Source organism: Phaeobacter sp. B1627 (assembly GCF_006265095.1).
In the GTDB taxonomy this organism is placed as follows: domain Bacteria; phylum Pseudomonadota; class Alphaproteobacteria; order Rhodobacterales; family Rhodobacteraceae; genus Epibacterium.
Genome location: NZ_VCNK01000013.1, coordinates 1 through 17,828 on the forward strand (window position 1 = coordinate 1; position 17,828 = coordinate 17,828).

The 17,828-nt window shown below is 62.7% G+C and carries 16 protein-coding genes; 6 read left to right on the plus strand and 10 right to left on the minus strand.

The annotated features are described in order from the left end of the window. Window positions 1-256: 256 nt before the first annotated feature. Window positions 257-2,188: a cache domain-containing protein gene (locus FGE21_RS07445; RefSeq protein ID WP_139662768.1), complete on the plus strand. Its 1,932-nt coding sequence runs from the start codon at window positions 257-259 to the stop codon at window positions 2,186-2,188. A gap of 42 nt (window positions 2,189-2,230) precedes the next feature. Here FGE21_RS07445 and FGE21_RS07450 read toward each other — a convergent pair whose 3' ends face one another. The 10 genes from FGE21_RS07450 to FGE21_RS07490 all read right to left on the minus strand — a co-directional run bounded on the left by FGE21_RS07450 (window position 2,231) and on the right by FGE21_RS07490 (window position 12,317). Continuing rightward, window positions 2,231-3,580: a sigma-54 dependent transcriptional regulator gene (locus tag FGE21_RS07450; RefSeq protein ID WP_139662671.1), complete on the minus strand. Its 1,350-nt coding sequence runs from the start codon at window positions 3,578-3,580 to the stop codon at window positions 2,231-2,233. Window positions 3,581-3,593: 13 nt separating this feature from the next. Next, on the minus strand, window positions 3,594-3,719 hold the full coding sequence (locus FGE21_RS20340; protein WP_255731417.1) for a hypothetical protein: 126 nt from the start codon (window positions 3,717-3,719) through the stop codon (window positions 3,594-3,596). A 1-nt stretch (window position 3,720) separates the two neighbouring features. Further along, entirely contained in the window at window positions 3,721-5,016 is a 1,296-nt protein-coding gene (locus tag FGE21_RS07455; RefSeq protein WP_139662672.1) for a c-type cytochrome, read from the minus strand. Window positions 5,017-5,021: 5 nt separating this feature from the next. Beyond that, window positions 5,022-6,236 (minus strand): formate dehydrogenase subunit gamma, encoded by a 1,215-nt coding sequence (locus tag FGE21_RS07460; RefSeq protein WP_139662673.1) that lies wholly within the window; start codon window positions 6,234-6,236, stop codon window positions 5,022-5,024. Between the two features lie 126 nt (window positions 6,237-6,362). Continuing rightward, complete coding sequence (gene fdh3B, locus FGE21_RS07465) at window positions 6,363-6,956, minus strand: formate dehydrogenase FDH3 subunit beta (protein WP_139662674.1); 594 nt, start codon at window positions 6,954-6,956, stop codon at window positions 6,363-6,365. 12 nt (window positions 6,957-6,968) lie between these two features. Next, the gene (locus FGE21_RS07470; RefSeq protein ID WP_139662675.1) at window positions 6,969-9,980 is read right to left on the minus strand and encodes a formate dehydrogenase subunit alpha; all 3,012 of its coding nucleotides are present in this window, start codon (window positions 9,978-9,980) and stop codon (window positions 6,969-6,971) included. 120 nt (window positions 9,981-10,100) lie between these two features. Next, complete coding sequence (locus tag FGE21_RS07475) at window positions 10,101-10,289, minus strand: twin-arginine translocation signal domain-containing protein (protein WP_139662676.1); 189 nt, start codon at window positions 10,287-10,289, stop codon at window positions 10,101-10,103. A gap of 116 nt (window positions 10,290-10,405) precedes the next feature. Next, the gene (locus FGE21_RS07480; RefSeq protein WP_139662677.1) at window positions 10,406-11,014 is read right to left on the minus strand and encodes a molecular chaperone; all 609 of its coding nucleotides are present in this window, start codon (window positions 11,012-11,014) and stop codon (window positions 10,406-10,408) included. Window positions 11,015-11,028: 14 nt separating this feature from the next. After that, entirely contained in the window at window positions 11,029-11,757 is a 729-nt protein-coding gene (locus FGE21_RS07485; RefSeq protein ID WP_139662678.1) for a DUF3306 domain-containing protein, read from the minus strand. Further along, entirely contained in the window at window positions 11,754-12,317 is a 564-nt protein-coding gene (locus tag FGE21_RS07490; RefSeq protein WP_255731418.1) for a DUF3305 domain-containing protein, read from the minus strand. The genes FGE21_RS07485 and FGE21_RS07490 overlap by 4 nt, the downstream gene beginning before the upstream one ends. A gap of 338 nt (window positions 12,318-12,655) precedes the next feature. Between FGE21_RS07490 and FGE21_RS07495 the strand changes: the two genes are divergently transcribed. From FGE21_RS07495 to FGE21_RS07515, 5 genes are all read left to right on the plus strand, one after another. After that, window positions 12,656-14,614, plus strand: coding sequence for a 4Fe-4S binding protein (locus FGE21_RS07495; protein WP_139662679.1), 1,959 nt, complete (start codon window positions 12,656-12,658; stop codon window positions 14,612-14,614). Window positions 14,615-14,869: 255 nt separating this feature from the next. Beyond that, window positions 14,870-15,934, plus strand: a complete 1,065-nt coding sequence (locus FGE21_RS07500; protein WP_139662680.1) for an Mrp/NBP35 family ATP-binding protein — start codon at window positions 14,870-14,872, stop codon at window positions 15,932-15,934. Continuing rightward, window positions 15,931-16,635 carry a biotin/lipoate--protein ligase family protein gene (locus tag FGE21_RS07505; RefSeq protein ID WP_139662681.1) on the plus strand — a complete coding sequence of 235 codons (705 nt, stop codon included), beginning with the start codon at window positions 15,931-15,933 and terminating at the stop codon, window positions 16,633-16,635. The genes FGE21_RS07500 and FGE21_RS07505 overlap by 4 nt, the downstream gene beginning before the upstream one ends. Before the next feature lie 17 nt (window positions 16,636-16,652). Further along, window positions 16,653-17,129 (plus strand): DUF6505 family protein, encoded by a 477-nt coding sequence (locus tag FGE21_RS07510; protein WP_139662682.1) that lies wholly within the window; start codon window positions 16,653-16,655, stop codon window positions 17,127-17,129. A 76-nt stretch (window positions 17,130-17,205) separates the two neighbouring features. Further along, a complete protein-coding gene (locus FGE21_RS07515) occupies window positions 17,206-17,790 on the plus strand; it encodes a hypothetical protein (protein WP_255731419.1) in 585 nt (194 codons plus the stop codon). Window positions 17,791-17,828: the final 38 nt, after the last annotated feature.

Here is a 17,828-nt window from a genome sequence, read left to right on the forward strand (position 1 = left end):
TATTCCGTCCTTGCACATGCAAACAGGTTTGAGTATGCCGCCCTCCGCCTTTTGAGTGCAGTCGCCCCGACCAAATACAACAGAGCTGGCCCACTGCTCGCATCCTCCGGCGCCTTGCACACAGCCGCGCTTCGGGTCACAGTGATCCGGTCTGACCAGGTGCCCGTGACCCGTCAGCGGGAGGGAGAGCCAGCTGTTGTTTAAATCCGTCCGCCTGCGCTTGTTGATCCTCGCGCTCCTGCCCCTCATCGTCCTGATGCCGCTCCTGATGGTTCTGGCGATGGCCCGCTGGAACAGCGATTACGACAAGGTTCTGATCGCAAACGTGGAAAGCGACCTTCGGATTGCCGAACAATACCTGGGCCAGCTCCAAAGCAACTCCGCCCGCACCCTTCAGGGGCTGGCGGATTCCGCACGTCTCGCCGACCTCCTGGAGGCCGACGCCACAATACTCGACAGGTTTCTGACCGAGCAGCAAGAAGCGCTCGATCTGGATTTCCTCTACCTCCTGCAAGGCGACGCCCTGACCCAAGCGAAAGCAAAATGGCCTGTCATCCATTCTGCTGCGGCCGGTTTCATGTCCTCTGAAATAGATATCCTGTCATCCGAGGACCTGCAGAGCCGTTCTCCGGAACTGGCGGCCCGGGCCCGCATCGATCTGATCGACACCGAGGCCGCAGCCCCCGCCGACCGCACGGTCGAGGATCGCGGCATGGTCGTTCACACCGCAGCCCCCCTTCGCGGGCCGCGCGCCAACGGCGTCTTGGTGGGAGGGCTGCTGTTGAACCGCAACCTCGACTTCATCGATACCATCAACGCATTGGTCTATCTGCACGGGCAGTCCGATGTCAGCCGGCAGGGCACTGCCACCCTCTTTCTCGAGGACACCCGCGTATCAACCAACGTACGTCTCTTTGAGGACGTGCGGGCCCTGGGCACACGGGTGTCTGCTGCGGTGCGCGGAGCCGTTCTGACAGAGGGCACAACCTGGCTCGACCGCGCTTTCGTCGTCAATGACTGGTATATCTCCGGCTATCTGCCCCTGACCGACAGTTTCGGCAAACGGGTCGGGATGCTCTATGTCGGCTTCCTCGAGGCCCCCTATCAATCCGCGAAACGCGCCGCCTACTGGACCGTTTTTGGCGCCTTTGTACTGGTGATCGCGCTGTCGATTCCGCTGTTCCTGTGGCTGGCCAAAGGCATATTCGCACCGCTCGAGCAGATGACCCGCACCATGGGGCGGGTCAAACGTGGCGACCTGACCGCCCGCAACGGCACCAGCGGGCGCAGCGACGAAATCGGGCAGGTCGCGACCCATCTCGACACGCTCCTGGATCAGGTACAGGAGCGGGACCGGCGGCTGCGCAATTGGGCGGGCGAGCTGAATGCCCGCGTCGAGGAACGCACCAGCGAGCTGAAAATTGCCAATGCCAAGCTGGAAGAAACCTTCCGCCAGCTTGTTATGAGCGAAAAGCTCGCCTCGATCGGCGAAATCACGGCCGGCGTCGCGCATGAGATCAACAATCCCGTTGCCGTCATCCAGGGCAATGTGGATGTGATGCGCATGACGCTCGGAGCGCAGGCAGACCCGGTCAAAACCGAGCTGGATTTGATCGACAATCAGGTCATGCGGATCGGCGCCATTGTCGGCAAGCTGCTCCAGTTCGCCCGCCCTTCGGAATTTGGCACCTTCGCCGAGAGCGTCGACATGGCCGCCGTCGTGCAGGACTGTCTGGTTCTGGTTGACCACGTCATATCAAAGCAGGAAATCCGCGTCCTGACCCAGCTCGACCCGGCCCCGCTGACGCGAATTGACCCGGGTGAGCTGCAACAGGTGATCATCAACATCATGATCAACGCCAGTCAGGCCATGGACGGGCACGGCACGCTCGCGATTTCCCTCTGTGCCGAGGATCGCAACGGCCGCCCGGGCGCGGCTCTTCGGATTGCCGACACGGGGGCGGGTATTCCTGCGGACCGGATCGACAAGATCTTTGATCCGTTCTTCACCACCAAACGCGGCGAAGGCACCGGGCTTGGCCTGTCGATCAGCCAGACCCTGATCCAGCGCGCAGGCGGCCGCATCACCGTGCGCAACCGGCGTGCCAGAGGCGCGGAGTTCCTGATCTGGTTGCCCATGGCCACCGCCGACCAGGACTTCGAAGCGGCGCAGGTCCGGATCATCTAGGCAACAGGCAGGAACGCGGCGCGCGTGGAGGCTCCGCCAGCGTCAGACGCCCCAGCTTGCGCATTTCCTGTCAATCGTCTTGCGCGAGATCCCCAACCGCCGCGCCGCCTCTGCCCGGTTCCCGTCACTCTCATCCAGCACATGCATGATGTGGCGCTGCATCACCATATCGAGGTTGTCGACGGCGGCCACCCCGGTGACCGAGCCCGTTCCCGCAAACGCCTCGGGAAAGGCGCCGAGGATCACCGAACGCTCTATCAGATTGCGCAACTCGCGGACATTGCCGGGCCAGTCATAGCGGGAGAATTTGAGCAATGTCTCCTCGTCCAGCGTCAGCGCAGGCATTCCGAGGCTCAGGGAGAACTGTTCCATGAACAGCGATGCCAGCTCGACTATGTCCTCGATCCGGGCCTTCAGAGATGGCATCTCGATATTGACCACATTGATCCGGTGATAGAGATCCGCCCGAAACCGGCCCTCCTCCACCGCCTGTGGCAGATCTGCGTTGGTGGCAAACAGAAACCGAAGATTCAGCGGGATGTCACGTTCGGCCCCGACCGGTCGCACCTTCTGATCTTCCAGGACCCGCAACAGCGCGGCCTGCACCTGTTCCGGCATTTGCGCCACTTCATCAAGAAACAGCGTGCCGCCATCGGCGTGCAGGAACAGACCATCGCGCCGCCGGTCCTGGGCATCGATGACGCCAAACAGCTCTTCCGCCAGTCGCCCAGCAGACAGGCTGGCGCAATTGACGGCCACAAACGGCTTGTCGGCCCGGTCAGACAGAGAATGCAACGTCCGCGCGGCGATTTCCTTGCCCGTTCCGGAGGCCCCGGTAAACAGCACCGGAGTCGGCAACGGAGCCAACCGCTTCAACATATCGCGCGCCTTCACGATGGCGGCAGACTTACCCAGCAGCCGACCGCGCGCTCCGGTGTGTTCCGCCGACAAGGCGTGTTTCAACAGGTAGTTTTCACGCCGCAGATATTTTCGGTCGAGCGCCCGTGCGACAGCATTGAGGATCTGGTTGGCGCGAAATGGCTTCAGCACGAAATCGGCGATCCCGATCCGCAGGGCCTGGATCGCCGTGTCCAGATCCGCGTAGGCCGTTACCAGGATCGTGTCGGCAAACAGCCCGACCCGCCGCTGCTCCGCGACCCAGTCCAAGCCGGTTTTGCCGGGCATGATATTGTCCAGAACGATCAGATCAAAATGCGCTTTGTCCAGAATGTCCGACGCTTCACTGGCAGAGGCGGCCTGTTCAACCCGCTTGCACCGCGGCGCCAGAATTTTGGTCATGAAGTTGCGCATCCCCGGTTCGTCATCGATCACGAGGATCGACGCGGACGACAGGGATTCGGAGTATTCGTCGCGAATGACTGTGACGTTCATCGTCGATGCGCCATCAATTCAAGCGCACGGCTGTACCGGAATTACGATCCTGAGCCGAAAACCCTACCCCATCGAGCGTAAGATCGGCCCCTACAGCGATAAGAGCAATCAGAGCAAACCCTGCCAGCATGGCTTTCATATCAGTTGTCCTCCTGAGTGTTGGTCGCGATTTTCAAGTAGTCTATCAGATCCTGCCGGTCTGCGGAGGCCGTGATCCGCTGCATCGGCATCTTGGACCCCGGAATATAGTGGTCGGGGCCAAGATCGAAAAGCGCATCAATGGTTTGGGCGGTCCAGACGATCTCCGAACCCGTCAGCGTATCAGAATAGCGATACCCGGTCAGACTGCCGGCCCGGCGGCCGAAGAGATCCGCCAGATGCGGGCCCGCCTTGCGGGCGCCGGTGTCGCTGAGGGCGTGACAGATGGAGCATTTGCGCATGAACTGACGCTCTCCGTTCGTCATGGTCTCGGGATCCTGCAGGAAGCTCCGGGGGGCTGCATCAACCGCGTCAAACTGATCCATCAAGGCCACCGGCCATCCGTAGACCAGATCATGGATCCCCCCGGCCCAGATGCGGCCCCCATCCGGAGCAAAGGCAAGCGCCCAAACCGGTCCCTCGCGCATCGCACGGAAATCGCGGGCAATGCGCCAGGTCTGCGTATCGATCAGCATGATATAGCCCTGACCGTCTCCGACTGCGATCTGACCGGAGGCCGGGTGGTGCGCCAAAGCCAGAATTGGCCGTCGGTCAAGGGTGAAATCCGCAATTGCCGCGCCCGTTTCGGCATCGATGGCCCGGGTGACACCGTCCACCGCCCCGTAGACCAGCCAGCCCTGCTCCGAGATCAGCAGCCGGTTGATGCCGAACCCCTGCCGTACCAACTCCCGCGCGGGCGCGTGCGGGTCCTCGTACACGAGAATTTCGCCGGTCGCGGTCGCCGCAATAAGCTGCCCTGCCGGGCCGAACTGCACATCGTTGACGCCAGAGCCGACCTCGATCATATGCGGCGTTCCTGTCGCCAATGGCCCCAGTGGCCATATCCCGATCCGGCCGTCCCATCCGGCAGAGGCCAGCCAGCGCCCGTCGTCTGAGACATGCAAGGCCCGGATCTTGCCTGCGTGGCGGCCAATCTCCGTCGCGCCATGCACGGACCAGCGATAAATCACGAAATCATCCCCGGCACTGAACAGATCGCCATCTGCCCCGAGGGTCACAGCGGTCACCGCCGCATCATGCGCCTCCAGCCACGTCGGGCTGCCGTTCTGCCAGAGGGCAACGGCATTATCGAAACTGCCGCTTGCAACCCGACCATCGCGATCGACCGAGATCGCCATCACCGGCCCGCCATGCCCCTTCAGCGTCAGAAACTCCCCGTCCTCGTCGCCCATCGCAAGTGTGGCAGACAGGGACAGGGCCAGCACGAGCGCTTTCATCCACGCTACTCCGCCGGTGTCGCGCCCGCCTTGCCTGCCGAGGTGCGGTCCTTCTCCTGCACCTCCTCAAGCCAGATCGAGTGGTGCTGATGTGCCCAGGCCTCGTCCACCTCGCCGGAGCCCATCGCATCATAGGCGCCCTCCATGCCAAGCGTGCCGATATAGATATGGGCGATGATGATCGCCATCAGGACGAAGGCGACGATGGCATGCCACAATTGCGCCAGCTGCATTTCCTCCTGCGGCGCGAGGCTGGTGGGCAACGCATCATAGCCCAACAACTGGGGCGCTCCGAGATCGTTCAGAATGCCGAAGGTCTTGGCAAACAGCGGCAGCTCAAACGGAAACAGAAGCGAAAGACCCGAGATCGAAATCGAGGCGCCGAACAGGATGACCGACCAGAAGATGACCTTTTGACCGGCGTTGAATTTCTTGGCCGGTGGGTGTTTCTTGCCGATGATGCCACCGAACTGCTTCAGCCAGACCAGATCCGTCCTGTTGGGAATATTGTGGGCCACCCACATGAAAAACACGGTGGCCAGTGCCAGCATGAAGGCCCAGGAGACCGAGTTGTGGATCCATTTCGACCCGATCAACAGCAATGAGTTCACGTCCTTGCCCAGATACGGCAGGATCGCCACCCGGCCAAAAAGAGTGAGCAAGCCGGTCACGCCAAGCAGGATGAAGGAGCCCGCAAGCGTCCAATGCGCCATTCTTTCAACGAACTCGAACCGCGTGACGGTGCGGCCTGTTTTTTCGGCGTCAATGCGGATGCGTCCGCGGACCAGAAAGAATACCGCGAGAACCGCAATCGTGCCCAGAAGCAGCCAGCCGCCGTATGTCCGCAACGGGCCTGCGCGAAACGCCAGCCAGCTCATGCCGCCGTCCTGCACCAGAACCGTCGCCACCTCGCCGCCGGCCGATACGCGGATATCGGCGGAATTGTAGCGTAGCGCGCGCCAGATCTCCGGGTCGGAGACCCCGCCCAGCGTGCCCAGCTGCTGATCAATCCCTGCGGCGCCCTCCGGATTTCCGGTAGCGGTACTGCGGAAACTGTCTTCGACGGCCTCGCCCCGCTGGCGCGCCATGATGTCTTCGAGTGTCTGGGCACCGCCTGTGGCGCTTCGGTCCGGCGCGTCGGGGGCGGCGTCCTGTGCTTGGGCCGAGAGGCCGCACATCAGGGCCAGGTTCAGAAAAATCGCAAATATCAGGCGCGGCATGGGCATACTCCCCCCGGGCTCCGCTTCGGAAGCCGGATTTGAAAATCTGTTGTTCCGTGATCCGGAGGGGCCCGCCAACTGGCGGGCCGCCCCGATCCGGATTGCCAATTTGCTCAGTCAGGGGCGTCAGCCACCCTTCTGATCATAGGCGGTCCCCCACCCCCAGGCGCCGGAGCCGAAGCCACGGGCCACCACACGTTCGCGGTAGACAGCCGAGACCACGTCGCCGTCCCCTGCCAGAAGCGCCTTGGTCGAGCACATCTCGGCACAGATCGGCAGTTTGCCCTCGGCGATCCGGTTGCGGCCGTATTTCTGGAACTCCGCCTGAGAGTTGTTCTCCTCCGGGCCACCGGCGCAGAAGGTACATTTGTCCATCTTGCCGCGAGAGCCGAAGTTGCCCGCCTGCGGATACTGAGGCGCGCCAAAGGGGCAGGCGTAGAAACAGTAGCCACAACCGATGCAGAGGTCCTTGGAGTGCAGAACCACCCCTTCTTCGGACTGGTAGAAACAGTCCACCGGGCAAACCGCCATGCAGGGCGCATCAGAGCAATGCATGCAGGCGACCGAAATCGACCGTTCGCCGGGTTTGCCGTCATTGATGGTAACCACCCGACGGCGGTTGATGCCCCAGGGCACCTCGTGCTCGTTCTTACAGGCGGTGACGCAGGCGTTGCATTCGATGCAGCGTTCGGCGTCGCACAGGAATTTAGCTCGTGCCATAAATCCGTCTCCTTACGCTGGCATGATTTTGCAGAGAGTGGCCTTGGTCTCCTGCATTTGGGTGACCGAGTCATAGCCATAGGTCTGGGCCGTATTGGTGCTTTCGCCCAGAACATAGGGGTCCGCTCCGTCCGGGTATTTGGACCGCTGGTCCTCGCCCTGGAAATGACCGCCAAAGTGGAAGGGCATGAAGGCAACGCCCGATCCCACCCGCTCCGTGACCATCGCCATGACCTTGACCTTGCCGCCTTCGGGACCTTCGACCCAGACCTGCGCCCCGTCACGCACGCCAATATCATTGGCATCTCGGGGGTTGATCTCGATGAACATGTCCTGCTGCAACTCGGCCAGCCATGGGTTGGAGCGGGTTTCGTCACCGCCCCCCTCGTATTCGACCAGACGGCCGGAGGTCAGGATGATCGGATACTCCTTGGACACATCGTTCTTTTGGATCGAGGCGTACATGGTGGGCAGACGGTAGAATTTCCGGTCCTCATAGGTCGGATAATCCGCCACCAGATCCCTCCGGTTGGAGTAGAGCGGTTCACGGTGCAGCGGGATCGGATCCGGGAAGGTCCAGACCACCGCACGGGCCTTGGCATTGCCGAAGGGGGCGCAGCCGTGTTTGATCGCAACCCGCTGAATACCGCCCGAGAGGTCGGTCTTCCAGTTCACAGACGCGCTCTTGGCGTTGAAATCGGAGGGGAACGGAGACATTGATTGCTCGCCCACCTCTTCACCATTGCCCTGGGTTCCGTCACCGCTGGTGATGCCTTCGCCCATGCCGTTGAGCTGGATGCCTGCAACGCTTGCGATAATGGTGCGTTCTTCATCTGTGAGATCCTTGTCCCAACCCAGATCCACCAGCATCTGCATGGTGAATTCGGGATAGCCATCCTGGATCTCGGCACCGGGGTTGGACACGCCCTCTGCCAGCAGATTATCGCCGTCACGTTCAACCCCGAACCGGGCACGGAAACACAATCCGCCTTCGGCCACGGGTTTGGACATGTCATAGAGGTTCGGCGTCCCCGGGTGCTTCATCTCTGCCGTTCCCCAGCAGGGCCACGGCATACCGTAGTAGTCGCCGTCCGCCGGGCCGCCCAGCGCCCGAAGCGTGGTGCGGTCAAACGTGTGCTGGTTCGCCATATGCAGTTTGATCCGCTCCGGGCTCTGGCCCGTGTAGCCGACCGTCCACATACCGGAGTTGAACTCGCGGGTGATGCTTTCGATGTTCGGCGTCTCGGCGTCTTCCATCTCGATATTGCGGAAGAGACGATCCCCCCAGCCGAACTTGTTCGCGAACTTCGCAATGATCACGTGATCAGGCAGGCTCTCGAACAGCGGATCGACGACCTTGTCGCGCCATTGGATCGACCGGTTGGAGGCGGTGACCGAACCGCGGGTTTCGAACTGCGTCGCAGCCGGCAGCAGATACACGCCATCGGTGCGGTCGTGCAGCACAGCTGACACCGTCGGATATGGATCGACCACGACAAGCATGTCGAGCTGTTCCATTGCCGTTTTCATCTCCGGCATCCGGGTCTGGGAATTGGGCGCATGGCCCCAAAGAACCATGGCCCGGACCTTGTTCGGCTGGTCCATGTTTTCCGCATCTTCCAACACGCCATCGATCCAGCGGCTGACCGGGATCCCGGTTTCCTGCATCAGGTTCTTGTCTTTGCCGTCAGCGCCCTTCACGGTCTGGAACTGCGCCTTGAGCCAGTCCATATCCTCGCCCCAGACGCGGCCCCAGTGGCCCCATGCGCCTGCTGACAGACCATAGTAGCCGGGCAAAGTGTGGCTGAGAACGCCAAGATCCGTCGCGCCCTGCACGTTGTCGTGGCCGCGGAAGATATTGGTGCCGCCGCCTTCGGTGCCCATGTTGCCCAATGCGAGCTGCAGGATACAGTAGGCGCGGGTGTTGTTGTTGCCGTTGGTGTGCTGCGTGCCGCCCATACACCAGATCACGGTACCAGGACGGTTGTTGGCAAGGGTCCGGGCCACTCGCTTCAGCTGACTGCCGGGCGTTCCGGTGACACGTTCAACTTCTTCAGGCGTCCACTTGGCCACTTCGTCACGGATCTGATCCATGCCCCAGACACGGGTCCGGATGAACTCCTTGTCCTCCCAGCCGTTCTCGAAGATATGCCACAGGATGCCCCAGACCAGTGCCACGTCCGAACCGGGGCGAAAGCGCACATATTCGTCCGCATGGGCCGCCGTCCGGGTAAAGCGCGGATCGCAGACGATCAGCGGCGCGTTGTTCTGCTCCTTGGCCTTCAGCACATGCAGCAGCGAAACGGGATGCGCCTCTGCCGGGTTGCCGCCGATAATAAAGATCGCCTTGGAGTTGTGGATGTCATTGTACGAATTGGTCATCGCCCCATAGCCCCAGGTGTTGGCAACACCTGCAACCGTGGTCGAGTGACAGATCCGGGCCTGGTGATCCACGTTGTTCGTGCCCCAATAGGCTGCGAACTTGCGGAACAGATAGGCCTGCTCGTTGTTGTGCTTGGCCGAGCCGAGCCAATAGACGCTGTCAGGTCCGCTTTCTTCGCGGATCTGCATCATGCCGTCGCCGATCTCGTCGATCGCCTGCTCCCAGGAAATGCGCTTCCACTCGCCGCCCTCTTTCTTCATCGGGTACTTCAGGCGACGCTCGCCATGGGCGTGTTCGCGCACCGAGGCCCCCTTGGCGCAATGCGAACCGAGGTTGAAGGGGCTGTCCCAACCGGGCTCCTGCCCGACCCAGACGCCATTTTGCACCTCGGCCACGACGGTGCAACCGACCGAGCAATGGGTGCAAACGGATTTGATGGTTTCGACCGATCCGGTCGCGGAGACGGCCGCATTGGCCTGCGTCACCGTACCGCCGGTGGCGCTGATCGCTGCAAGCCCGCCAATGGCGAGGCCTGACCCGCGCAGGAATGCGCGGCGGTCGACGGATGTTTCACCGACCTTGGACAGGATACTTGTCCGCTGGGGGCGTCGCGCAACCCCGTTGGTCTTTTTCCTAAGCATATTCTACCTCCCTTGCTTATTTCCAACATTGGAAACGCGCTGGGTTTGACGAAATCCTTTGCTCAGTCGGGCGTCACGCAACCAGTCGGCAAAGGCATGAGAAACAACCGGATCCTTGGCTCAGAACCGGGTGCTGTCGTAGTAGGCGCGGGTATGCGCGGTATCCTGCATCTTGTCAGATGTCGGATCAGGAGCTGCAGCCTCGGCTTCGCCTCCTGTGGTCGCCAGGGCCACTGCCGCTACGGGCGTCGTGGTTGCCGCCAGCTTCAGAAAGTCACGGCGACTGGCGCCATCCTCTTTTTGTGCCATATCAGGTCTCCTCCTCATTGCGTTATCGGAACCGATATTTCCGGTTCCTGTACGGGGCAGCCGGTCCGCCCCACCCTGCACGCGATCACCCCGTGCGCCGAAAGTCTCCGTGGCCCTCAGCTCCCCATCCGGAATGCGTCGGCCTCGATCTCCATGAAGGCACGACCGACAGTCCCGAGCGACGCATAAAGAACAGAGTTCTTCGCGCCTTCGAGGTCGGAAAAGAAATGCCCGGCCCATGGGCCTATGTGCTTGTTGAAAAACGTTTTCTGATCATCCAGATGCGCGGGCGTGCCGAACCGGCCAACAATCAATGCGCCCATCATCTCCATCAGCGAGGCGATATTGTCTTCGGGTTCGAACACATTGTCCGCTCTGCTCAGGCCTCGGGCCGTCATGTCATTGCGCAGCGCCGCCAGCGGTTTTTCGTTCAGGAACCCAGTCAGATAGTAGCTGGCATAGGGCAACAGCTCGCCCCGGCCCAGGCCGATGAACAATGCGTTGAACTCACGCTCGGCCGCCGCCGGTTTGGTGCGTTTGGCCACCCGCGCCAGCTGTGTGACCCCCTGCCCCAGCGGCGAGTCGTCGCCCGAAAGCGCTGCGGTCTGATCCAACAGCATCTGATCCGGAGCCGCCGCCAGCATCAGGCCGATATAGTTGTAGAGGTCCGCGCGCAGGCGGTCTTCTTCGCTCACGGGTGGCACGGCCAGCGCTGCGTCTGTCATTCTGTTGTCCTCTGTCATGCGGTTTCTCCAGCGCCACCAAAGACGAACCGCATCCTGCGCGGCACCGCCGCCAGCAACGCGTCCTCTTCGATTTCGCAACCGGCAGCCCGCCGTGTGTCTGCATTTTCATCTGTGTCTGGATTTTCATCGCTGGCTGAAACAGCTGCCGAAGGCACCGGATCAGGGCCCGCAATCTGCGCCGTCTCGGCCGACGGATCCTCGGACCCGGGCGCCTCTCCGTCAGCAGCGTTGTCGGCGGCCTCCAGCTCCGTTTCGCCGGGCGCGTCGTCGATCTTTTCTGCGCACCGAGACAGCGCCTCGGTCCGCTCAGCCTCTTCCTCCGCCTGACGGGCCAGCTCCTCGACATGCGCCGTCATCCCCTTGCCCACCTGATAGGCGGTCTGGATATTCTCCACCGCCATCGCGGCATCGGTAAAATCCTCGCCATAATCCAGCAGGCCATCGACATTTGCGAGCACCGGATTGGTCGTCCACAACCTGCGCAAGGCGCGCGTCTTGATGCGCGCAGGAACCGCTTCGGTCAGGAAGGCCTTGAAATCATCGCCGATCCCAAGCGTGTCCGGGTCTGGCAGGTCCAGCTCCGCGAGGATGTCCGCATCGTCCTTTTCGGCATGTTCCGCCTCACGCAGCGCCGCTTCCGCCTCGATGGATGCGCGGCGTTCGGCCTGCTGCTCCGCCTCGACCGCAGCCCGGCGGCGATCCCAGAACGTCCGGCCGGTCATTGCAGACGCTCCTTCCGGCTTTTTGCCGGAGCCCGGTACACATCCGTCAACTGCGGAATACGGGCGTCGCCGACGCCGTCCTCCTCCAGATCGGTTCGCGTGCGGTCCCGGCGGCGCTTGCGGAATTCCTCTTCCTTGAAATGGGCCAGGGTGAAATCGCGCACCCAAGCCACAAGACCCGCAGGCATTTCCACTTTCTCGACCTGGTCCTCGCCGGTGTCGGCGTAATCCTGCGCCTCAAATGGCGAGGCCGTCACCAGCGTCAGATCGGGGCGGTCGAGCGCGCCGCTGCGCATCACCACATAGACGCTGGGCGGCGACGCGGTCAGCCCCTGCATATAGGCCTCCGCATCGGCGCGGTGCAATTCCAGCGGCAGGGTCGCGGCGTGAAACTCGGACACGCCCTCGCCTTCGCGCAGGAGCGTCCAATCCGCTGCGGCGGCGCCGGGCAAGACAGCGACCGCTTTCCACGCCCAACGCGCCCAGGGCGTCACCCCGGCGGTGCGACGCATGACGATACCGAGCGGCATCATGTCGATCTTTGCGTTGGCTTGGTCCAATCGTCTGTCCTTGCTTGTGCCCCGCAAGACTGCCGCAAACCCGACCGCATGCGAAAGAACACTGTTCACCGACCGCTCGCATTTTCAGCACAACCGGACATTTTGGACAGCCTGCCCCCCGATGTCCCCACCCGCAGGACTAAATGTCTATTTCTAGCATTTTTATCAGGCATTCAATTTCGCTGATCACCGCGCGAATCACCTGACCCATTGCACCCGTTCGCCTGTGTCCCCGCAGCTGTCAGAGTGGTTTACGAGCGCAGGGAATCATGTCTAGGGTATGGTCCTGACCCGAGAAACCGGCGCCGATTGCCAGCCTGACCGCCAGCGAGGAAACAATGTCCAAACGTCTGATTTTATGTGATTGTTCCGGGACGCAACCGCTCGACCCGGCGGCGCTTTCCGACCTCACCGGCCTTGACTGCTCAAAGGTGCATTCTGCCCTGTGCACCACCGAAACCGATGCGGCTCTGCAGGCTCTTGCCCAGCCGGACACAATTTTTTGTTGTGGACAGGAGAGCCGCCTTTTTGCTGAGCTGGCGGCCGAAACCGGGGTCGAAGCCCCCCCCTTTCTGGACCTGAGGGACCGGGCAGGATGGTCCGCCGACGCGGCGACACCGGCGGCAATACTACCCAAAATGTCCGCATTGATCGCCGAATCCCGGATGCAAGGCACCGCCGCCAAGACTGTCGATGTCATCAGCGAAGGCCTCTGCCTCATTGTAGGCCCCGCCGAAATCACGCTGGCCGCCGCTGAAAAGCTGCAGGATCTCCTGAGCGTGACCGTGCTGCTGACAGAGCCGGCAGATCCCCCACTCGGCCGCGGGTTCGACACGGTGCAAGGGCGCCTGCGCAGCGCGCGCGGTGCGTTGGGCAACTTTGAGGTGACGATAGACGCGCTGCAACAGCTCGACACCACCGGGCGCAGCTGGTCCTGGGACAGCCCCCGGGACGGTGGCCGCTCCAGCTGTGACATCCTCCTTGATTTGCGCGGCGAGGCCCCCCTGTTCCCCGCCCCGGAAAAACGCGAAGGCTACCTGCGCCCGGATCCCAAATCCGCGAGCGCCGTCGCCGATGCAATCCTCACCGCCAGCCAGCTCATCGGGACCTTCGAAAAGCCGCTCTATGTGAAGACAGAGCCTCTTCTTTGCGCCCATTCGCGGGCCAGTCAGGCCGGCTGCAACCGCTGTCTGGACGTCTGCCCTACCGGCGCCATCACTTCGGCCGGCGATCACGTCACCATCGACCCGATGATCTGCGCGGGCTGCGGCTCCTGTGCCTCGCTCTGCCCCTCCGGCGCCATCACCTATGACGCACCCCCGGCAAGCGATCTGTTCCGACGTGTGCAAACCCTGGCCAAAGCCTTCCTTGACGCGGGCGGCCAAGCGCCGCGCCTGCTGGTGGTGGATGCCCATGGGGCCGAGATGATCCGGCTCGCCGCGCGCTTTGACAGGGGCCTGCCGGCGGCGGTGATCCCGCTGGAGGTCGAGGCCCTGAACACTTTCGGGCACGCCGAAATCCTCGCGGCGCGGGCCGCGGGCTTTGTCGAAGTGACCATTCTGCCGGGGCCTCGGGCCGACCTTTCAGTGCAGGAACAGGAGGTGCGGCTGGCCAACGCCATCTCTCCCGTTGCGGCCGAACTCCTCGACATCACCGACCCGGAGGCCCTGTGTGACGCGCTCTATCAAACCCGCGCGCGCCCGGCGCCGGTCACGACCCCGCAGCGCCCCATGGGAACACGGCGGCAGATCACCCGCCAGGCCGCATTGGCGCTGAACGGCCCGGACGTGCCCCTGCCCTTGCCCGAGGGCGCGCCCTATGGTGCGGTCCTCGTCGATCAGGACGCCTGCTCCCTGTGCCTGTCCTGCGTGTCGCTCTGCCCGTCCGGCGCATTGGGGGACAATCCCGATCTGCCCCAGCTGCGCTTTCAGGAGGATGCCTGTCTGCAATGCGGCCTTTGCGCCAATATCTGCCCCGAGGATGCCATCACCTATGAACCCCGCCTGAACCTCGCCGCCAGCGCGCTCGATCAGGTGGTGCTGCACGAAGAGGAACCCTTTGCCTGTGTCGAATGCGGGGCGCTCTTTGGTGTCAAATCCACGGTAGAGAAGATCACCGAAAAACTGGCCGGCAAACACTCCATGTTCGCCAACGCAAATGCGGCCCGGATGATCCAGATGTGCGACGATTGCCGTGTCAACGCACAGTTCCACCAGCAGAACTCCCCCTTTGCCGGGGCGGATCGCCCACGGGTCCGGACCACCGAAGACTATCTCAGCAAACGTCGCGACCACTGATGAGCCCATCGCATGAGCGGATCTCTTCACCGACAACGGGCGTCTGCCGCCAGCGGCAGCCCACCCCGCCCGCGGGCGCATACCCTGCCCCGCATTGCCGTCGAGGCAGAGGCTGCGCGCCCGCGACCGGCCCGCTTCGCATACCGCTTGTCCCTGTCGCATGTACCGCAGCCCATGCTAGGACAGCTGCAAGACCTCCGTCACGCGGACCGACCCGCCTCTGACTTTCACCGTCCAACCAAGGAGTAGCCCCGCGTGTCCATAACCCGCGACGCCGTTCTCGACGCCCTCAAGACCCTCACCGACCCCATCAGCGGCAGCGATATCGTCGCGGCCGGAATTGTCCGTGCCCTGACGCTCGACGGCGCCAATGTCCGCTTCGTACTGGAGATCGACCCCGCCCGGTCCGAGACCTACGCCCCCATTCGCGATCAGGCAGAGGCCCTGATCAAGGATCTTGCCGGAGTGGGCACCGTGTCTGCCTTGATGACCGCGCATAGCACCCAGGCTCCGCCGGACCTGAAACCCTCGAAGCCCGCCGCCCCCTCCGGTCCGCAGAAGATCCCCGGCGTGGACCGCATAATCGCGGTCGCGTCCGGCAAGGGCGGCGTCGGCAAATCCACAGTATCGGCCAACCTGGCCTGCGCATTGGCCCAGGCCGGTCGCCGGGTCGGTCTGCTGGACGCCGATGTCTATGGCCCCAGTCAACCCCGCATGCTGGGGGTCTCCGGCCGTCCCGCCAGCCCGGATGGCAAGACCATCCTGCCCCTGCGCAACCACGGCGTCACCATGATGTCGATCGGCCTGATGACCAATGACGACCAGGCCGTCGTCTGGCGCGGGCCGATGCTGATGGGCGCGCTGCAGCAGATGATGATGCAGGTACAATGGGGCGCGCTGGACGTGCTGATCGTGGACCTGCCCCCCGGAACCGGCGATGTGCAGATGACGCTGGCACAAAAGGCTCATGTGGATGGGGCGATCGTGGTCTCCACTCCGCAGGATGTCGCCTTGATCGACGCCCGCAAAGGCATCGACATGTTCAACAAGCTGAACGTGCCGATCCTTGGCCTGATCGAAAACATGTCGACGCATATCTGCTCCAGTTGTGGCTATGAGGAACATATTTTCGGCCATGGTGGCGTGGCCGCCGAGGCGCAAAAGATGAACGTGCCGCTGCTGGCCGAAGTGCCCCTGCATCTGGATGTGCGGCTTGCCGCTGACGGTGGCGCGCCGATCGTCGTCTCCAAACCCGACAGCCCGCAGGCCAAGGCGTTTCAGGACATTGCCGCCGGTCTGGTGGAGCGAGGCGCGGCATGACCGGAGACGTCACCTTTCCGCCGCTGATGTCCGGCGAAGCAGCAGGTCCGGGCCTCGATCCGTTCGATCTCGCCTGCCAGAAGGCCGAGCTGGGCGTGGATGCGGGACTGGTGATCTACGACCTCGGCGCCGATACCCTGCGGGCGGCCCTGATTTTGGCGCCGGATGTCGCGTTGCTCAAAGCCATGGCCATGCTTCCGGTCTGTGGCTTGGGGTTCCAGAACGCCCTTGGTGCGCTGGCCCCCCCCGAGGTCGCCGTCCATCTGGACTGGGACGGAGGCCTGCGGATCAATGGCGCATCCTGCGGGGCCCTGCGCGTCGCCGCCAGCGGTGATGACCCGGAGCGCGTGCCAGACTGGCTGGTGATCGGCCTGACCTTGCCGCTCTGGCCGACAGGCGACGGCGGCCAGACGCCGGATCAAACCGCGCTTTATGCCGAGGGCTGCGCGGATGTGGCCGCACCCCAGCTTCTGGAAAGCTGGACCCGCCATTGCCTGCACTGGATCAACCGGTGGGAGGATGGCGACCACAAAGCCCTGCACGCGGACTGGCGCGGTCTGGCCCATGGCCTGGGCGAGGAGACGACCCGCGCGGGCCTCACCGGAACCTTCCTCGGCGTGGACGAGGATTTCGGAATGCTGTTGCGCGACCGAGAAACCACCCACCTGATCCCTCTGACCAGCGTTTTGGTCCGGGACTGACAGGAAAGAGAGACGATATGAAACTGGCCCGTGCCATCCATTTCGACGAAAGCGACATGAACGTCTTTGCAAGCCCCGCCCGGACCGGCGAATGGTGCATCTCCGGCGGCTTTGAATTCTCCAACTGGACCGAGGGTGATCTGGTCGGAAAGCAGCGGCAGGCCTTTGCCAATGGCTGGATGGGGCTGGACACAGCAGGCCGCGTGACCTTTGTCGCCGTGACCCAGATCGAACCGGAAGAAAGGCGCGCGTTGATCGAGCAGCTGGCCCAACATTTCGTGACAGTCTACGGCGCCCCCGATGTCAACGCGGCCCGTCCGGTCGCAGAGGCTGAGATACAGCAGATGTCAGATCTGTGCGACGATCATTCGGCCAACACCCTTCTGACCGTCGCGCGCGAGCTGACCGAAGCCGGCGTGCGCGAAAGTTACCGCACCATCGCGCCCCAGGACGCGGGCCTGGAACAGTTCGCCATCCACGTGACGTCCGATTGACACTGCGCCGCGTTGAGGATTTGGCAGGATTTCACCTTTAGCTTGCTGCATTATCAATTTTACTCAGGACTGTTTCATGTTCATGCTGAAATCCATCGCCGGGACCAAAACGCGTCTCTCCGGTTCAATTCTGTCTGGCTTCATGATCTTCGCGGCAACGCTAGCACAGGCCGGGGACCGCTATTTCGAAAGCGGGAACTGGGCGAGTGTCAAAATCGGCCGCAATTGCCACGTCTTCTCGCTGCAGGCCGCGCCCAATACCAGTGGTTTGCTGCAATTCGTCTTTGGCGAAGGCGGCTACGATGCGATGTTCGACTACATCTATCTGCCATGGACCGAGAACGACGTGGATCCGCCCTGGGACATGGAACAGGACAGCGTGTCCCTCTATGTCGACAATCAGCCGGTCTGGATGGGCGAAGAGATGTTCTTTTTCAACGGTGAAGCCTTCACCTTTGGCGCATCGATGACAAGCTCGATCGTGCCGGAAGTGGTCGCGAGCATGCTGGCGGCGCAAAACAGCTTGGGGTTTGCCGTTGACCGGGCAGCCGAAGGGGAGGTCTGGCTCTACGGTGATTTTTCCACTGCGGGCTTTGGCCAGGTCATGGACGCCGCAGGGAGCCAGTGCAGCTTCAACCCCCGGTCGTTGCCCGCATCCTGACGCCTGTAGCTATGCGTGGGGGGAGACCAGGCCAATCT

Coding starts and splice junctions, on each gene's coding strand:
- FGE21_RS07445 (WP_139662768.1), top strand. CDS start 257: ATGCCGCTCCTGATGGTTCTGGCGATGGCCCGCTGGAACAGCGATTAC.
- FGE21_RS07450 (WP_139662671.1), bottom strand. CDS start 3,580: ATGAACGTCACAGTCATTCGCGACGAATACTCCGAATCCCTGTCGTCC.
- FGE21_RS20340 (WP_255731417.1), bottom strand. CDS start 3,719: ATGAAAGCCATGCTGGCAGGGTTTGCTCTGATTGCTCTTATCGCTGTA.
- FGE21_RS07455 (WP_139662672.1), bottom strand. CDS start 5,016: ATGAAAGCGCTCGTGCTGGCCCTGTCCCTGTCTGCCACACTTGCGATG.
- FGE21_RS07460 (WP_139662673.1), bottom strand. CDS start 6,236: ATGCCGCGCCTGATATTTGCGATTTTTCTGAACCTGGCCCTGATGTGC.
- fdh3B (WP_139662674.1), bottom strand. CDS start 6,956: ATGGCACGAGCTAAATTCCTGTGCGACGCCGAACGCTGCATCGAATGC.
- FGE21_RS07470 (WP_139662675.1), bottom strand. CDS start 9,980: ATGCTTAGGAAAAAGACCAACGGGGTTGCGCGACGCCCCCAGCGGACA.
- FGE21_RS07475 (WP_139662676.1), bottom strand. CDS start 10,289: ATGGCACAAAAAGAGGATGGCGCCAGTCGCCGTGACTTTCTGAAGCTG.
- FGE21_RS07480 (WP_139662677.1), bottom strand. CDS start 11,014: ATGACAGACGCAGCGCTGGCCGTGCCACCCGTGAGCGAAGAAGACCGC.
- FGE21_RS07485 (WP_139662678.1), bottom strand. CDS start 11,757: ATGACCGGCCGGACGTTCTGGGATCGCCGCCGGGCTGCGGTCGAGGCG.
- FGE21_RS07495 (WP_139662679.1), top strand. CDS start 12,656: ATGTCCAAACGTCTGATTTTATGTGATTGTTCCGGGACGCAACCGCTC.
- FGE21_RS07505 (WP_139662681.1), top strand. CDS start 15,931: ATGACCGGAGACGTCACCTTTCCGCCGCTGATGTCCGGCGAAGCAGCA.
- FGE21_RS07510 (WP_139662682.1), top strand. CDS start 16,653: ATGAAACTGGCCCGTGCCATCCATTTCGACGAAAGCGACATGAACGTC.
- FGE21_RS07515 (WP_255731419.1), top strand. CDS start 17,206: ATGTTCATGCTGAAATCCATCGCCGGGACCAAAACGCGTCTCTCCGGT.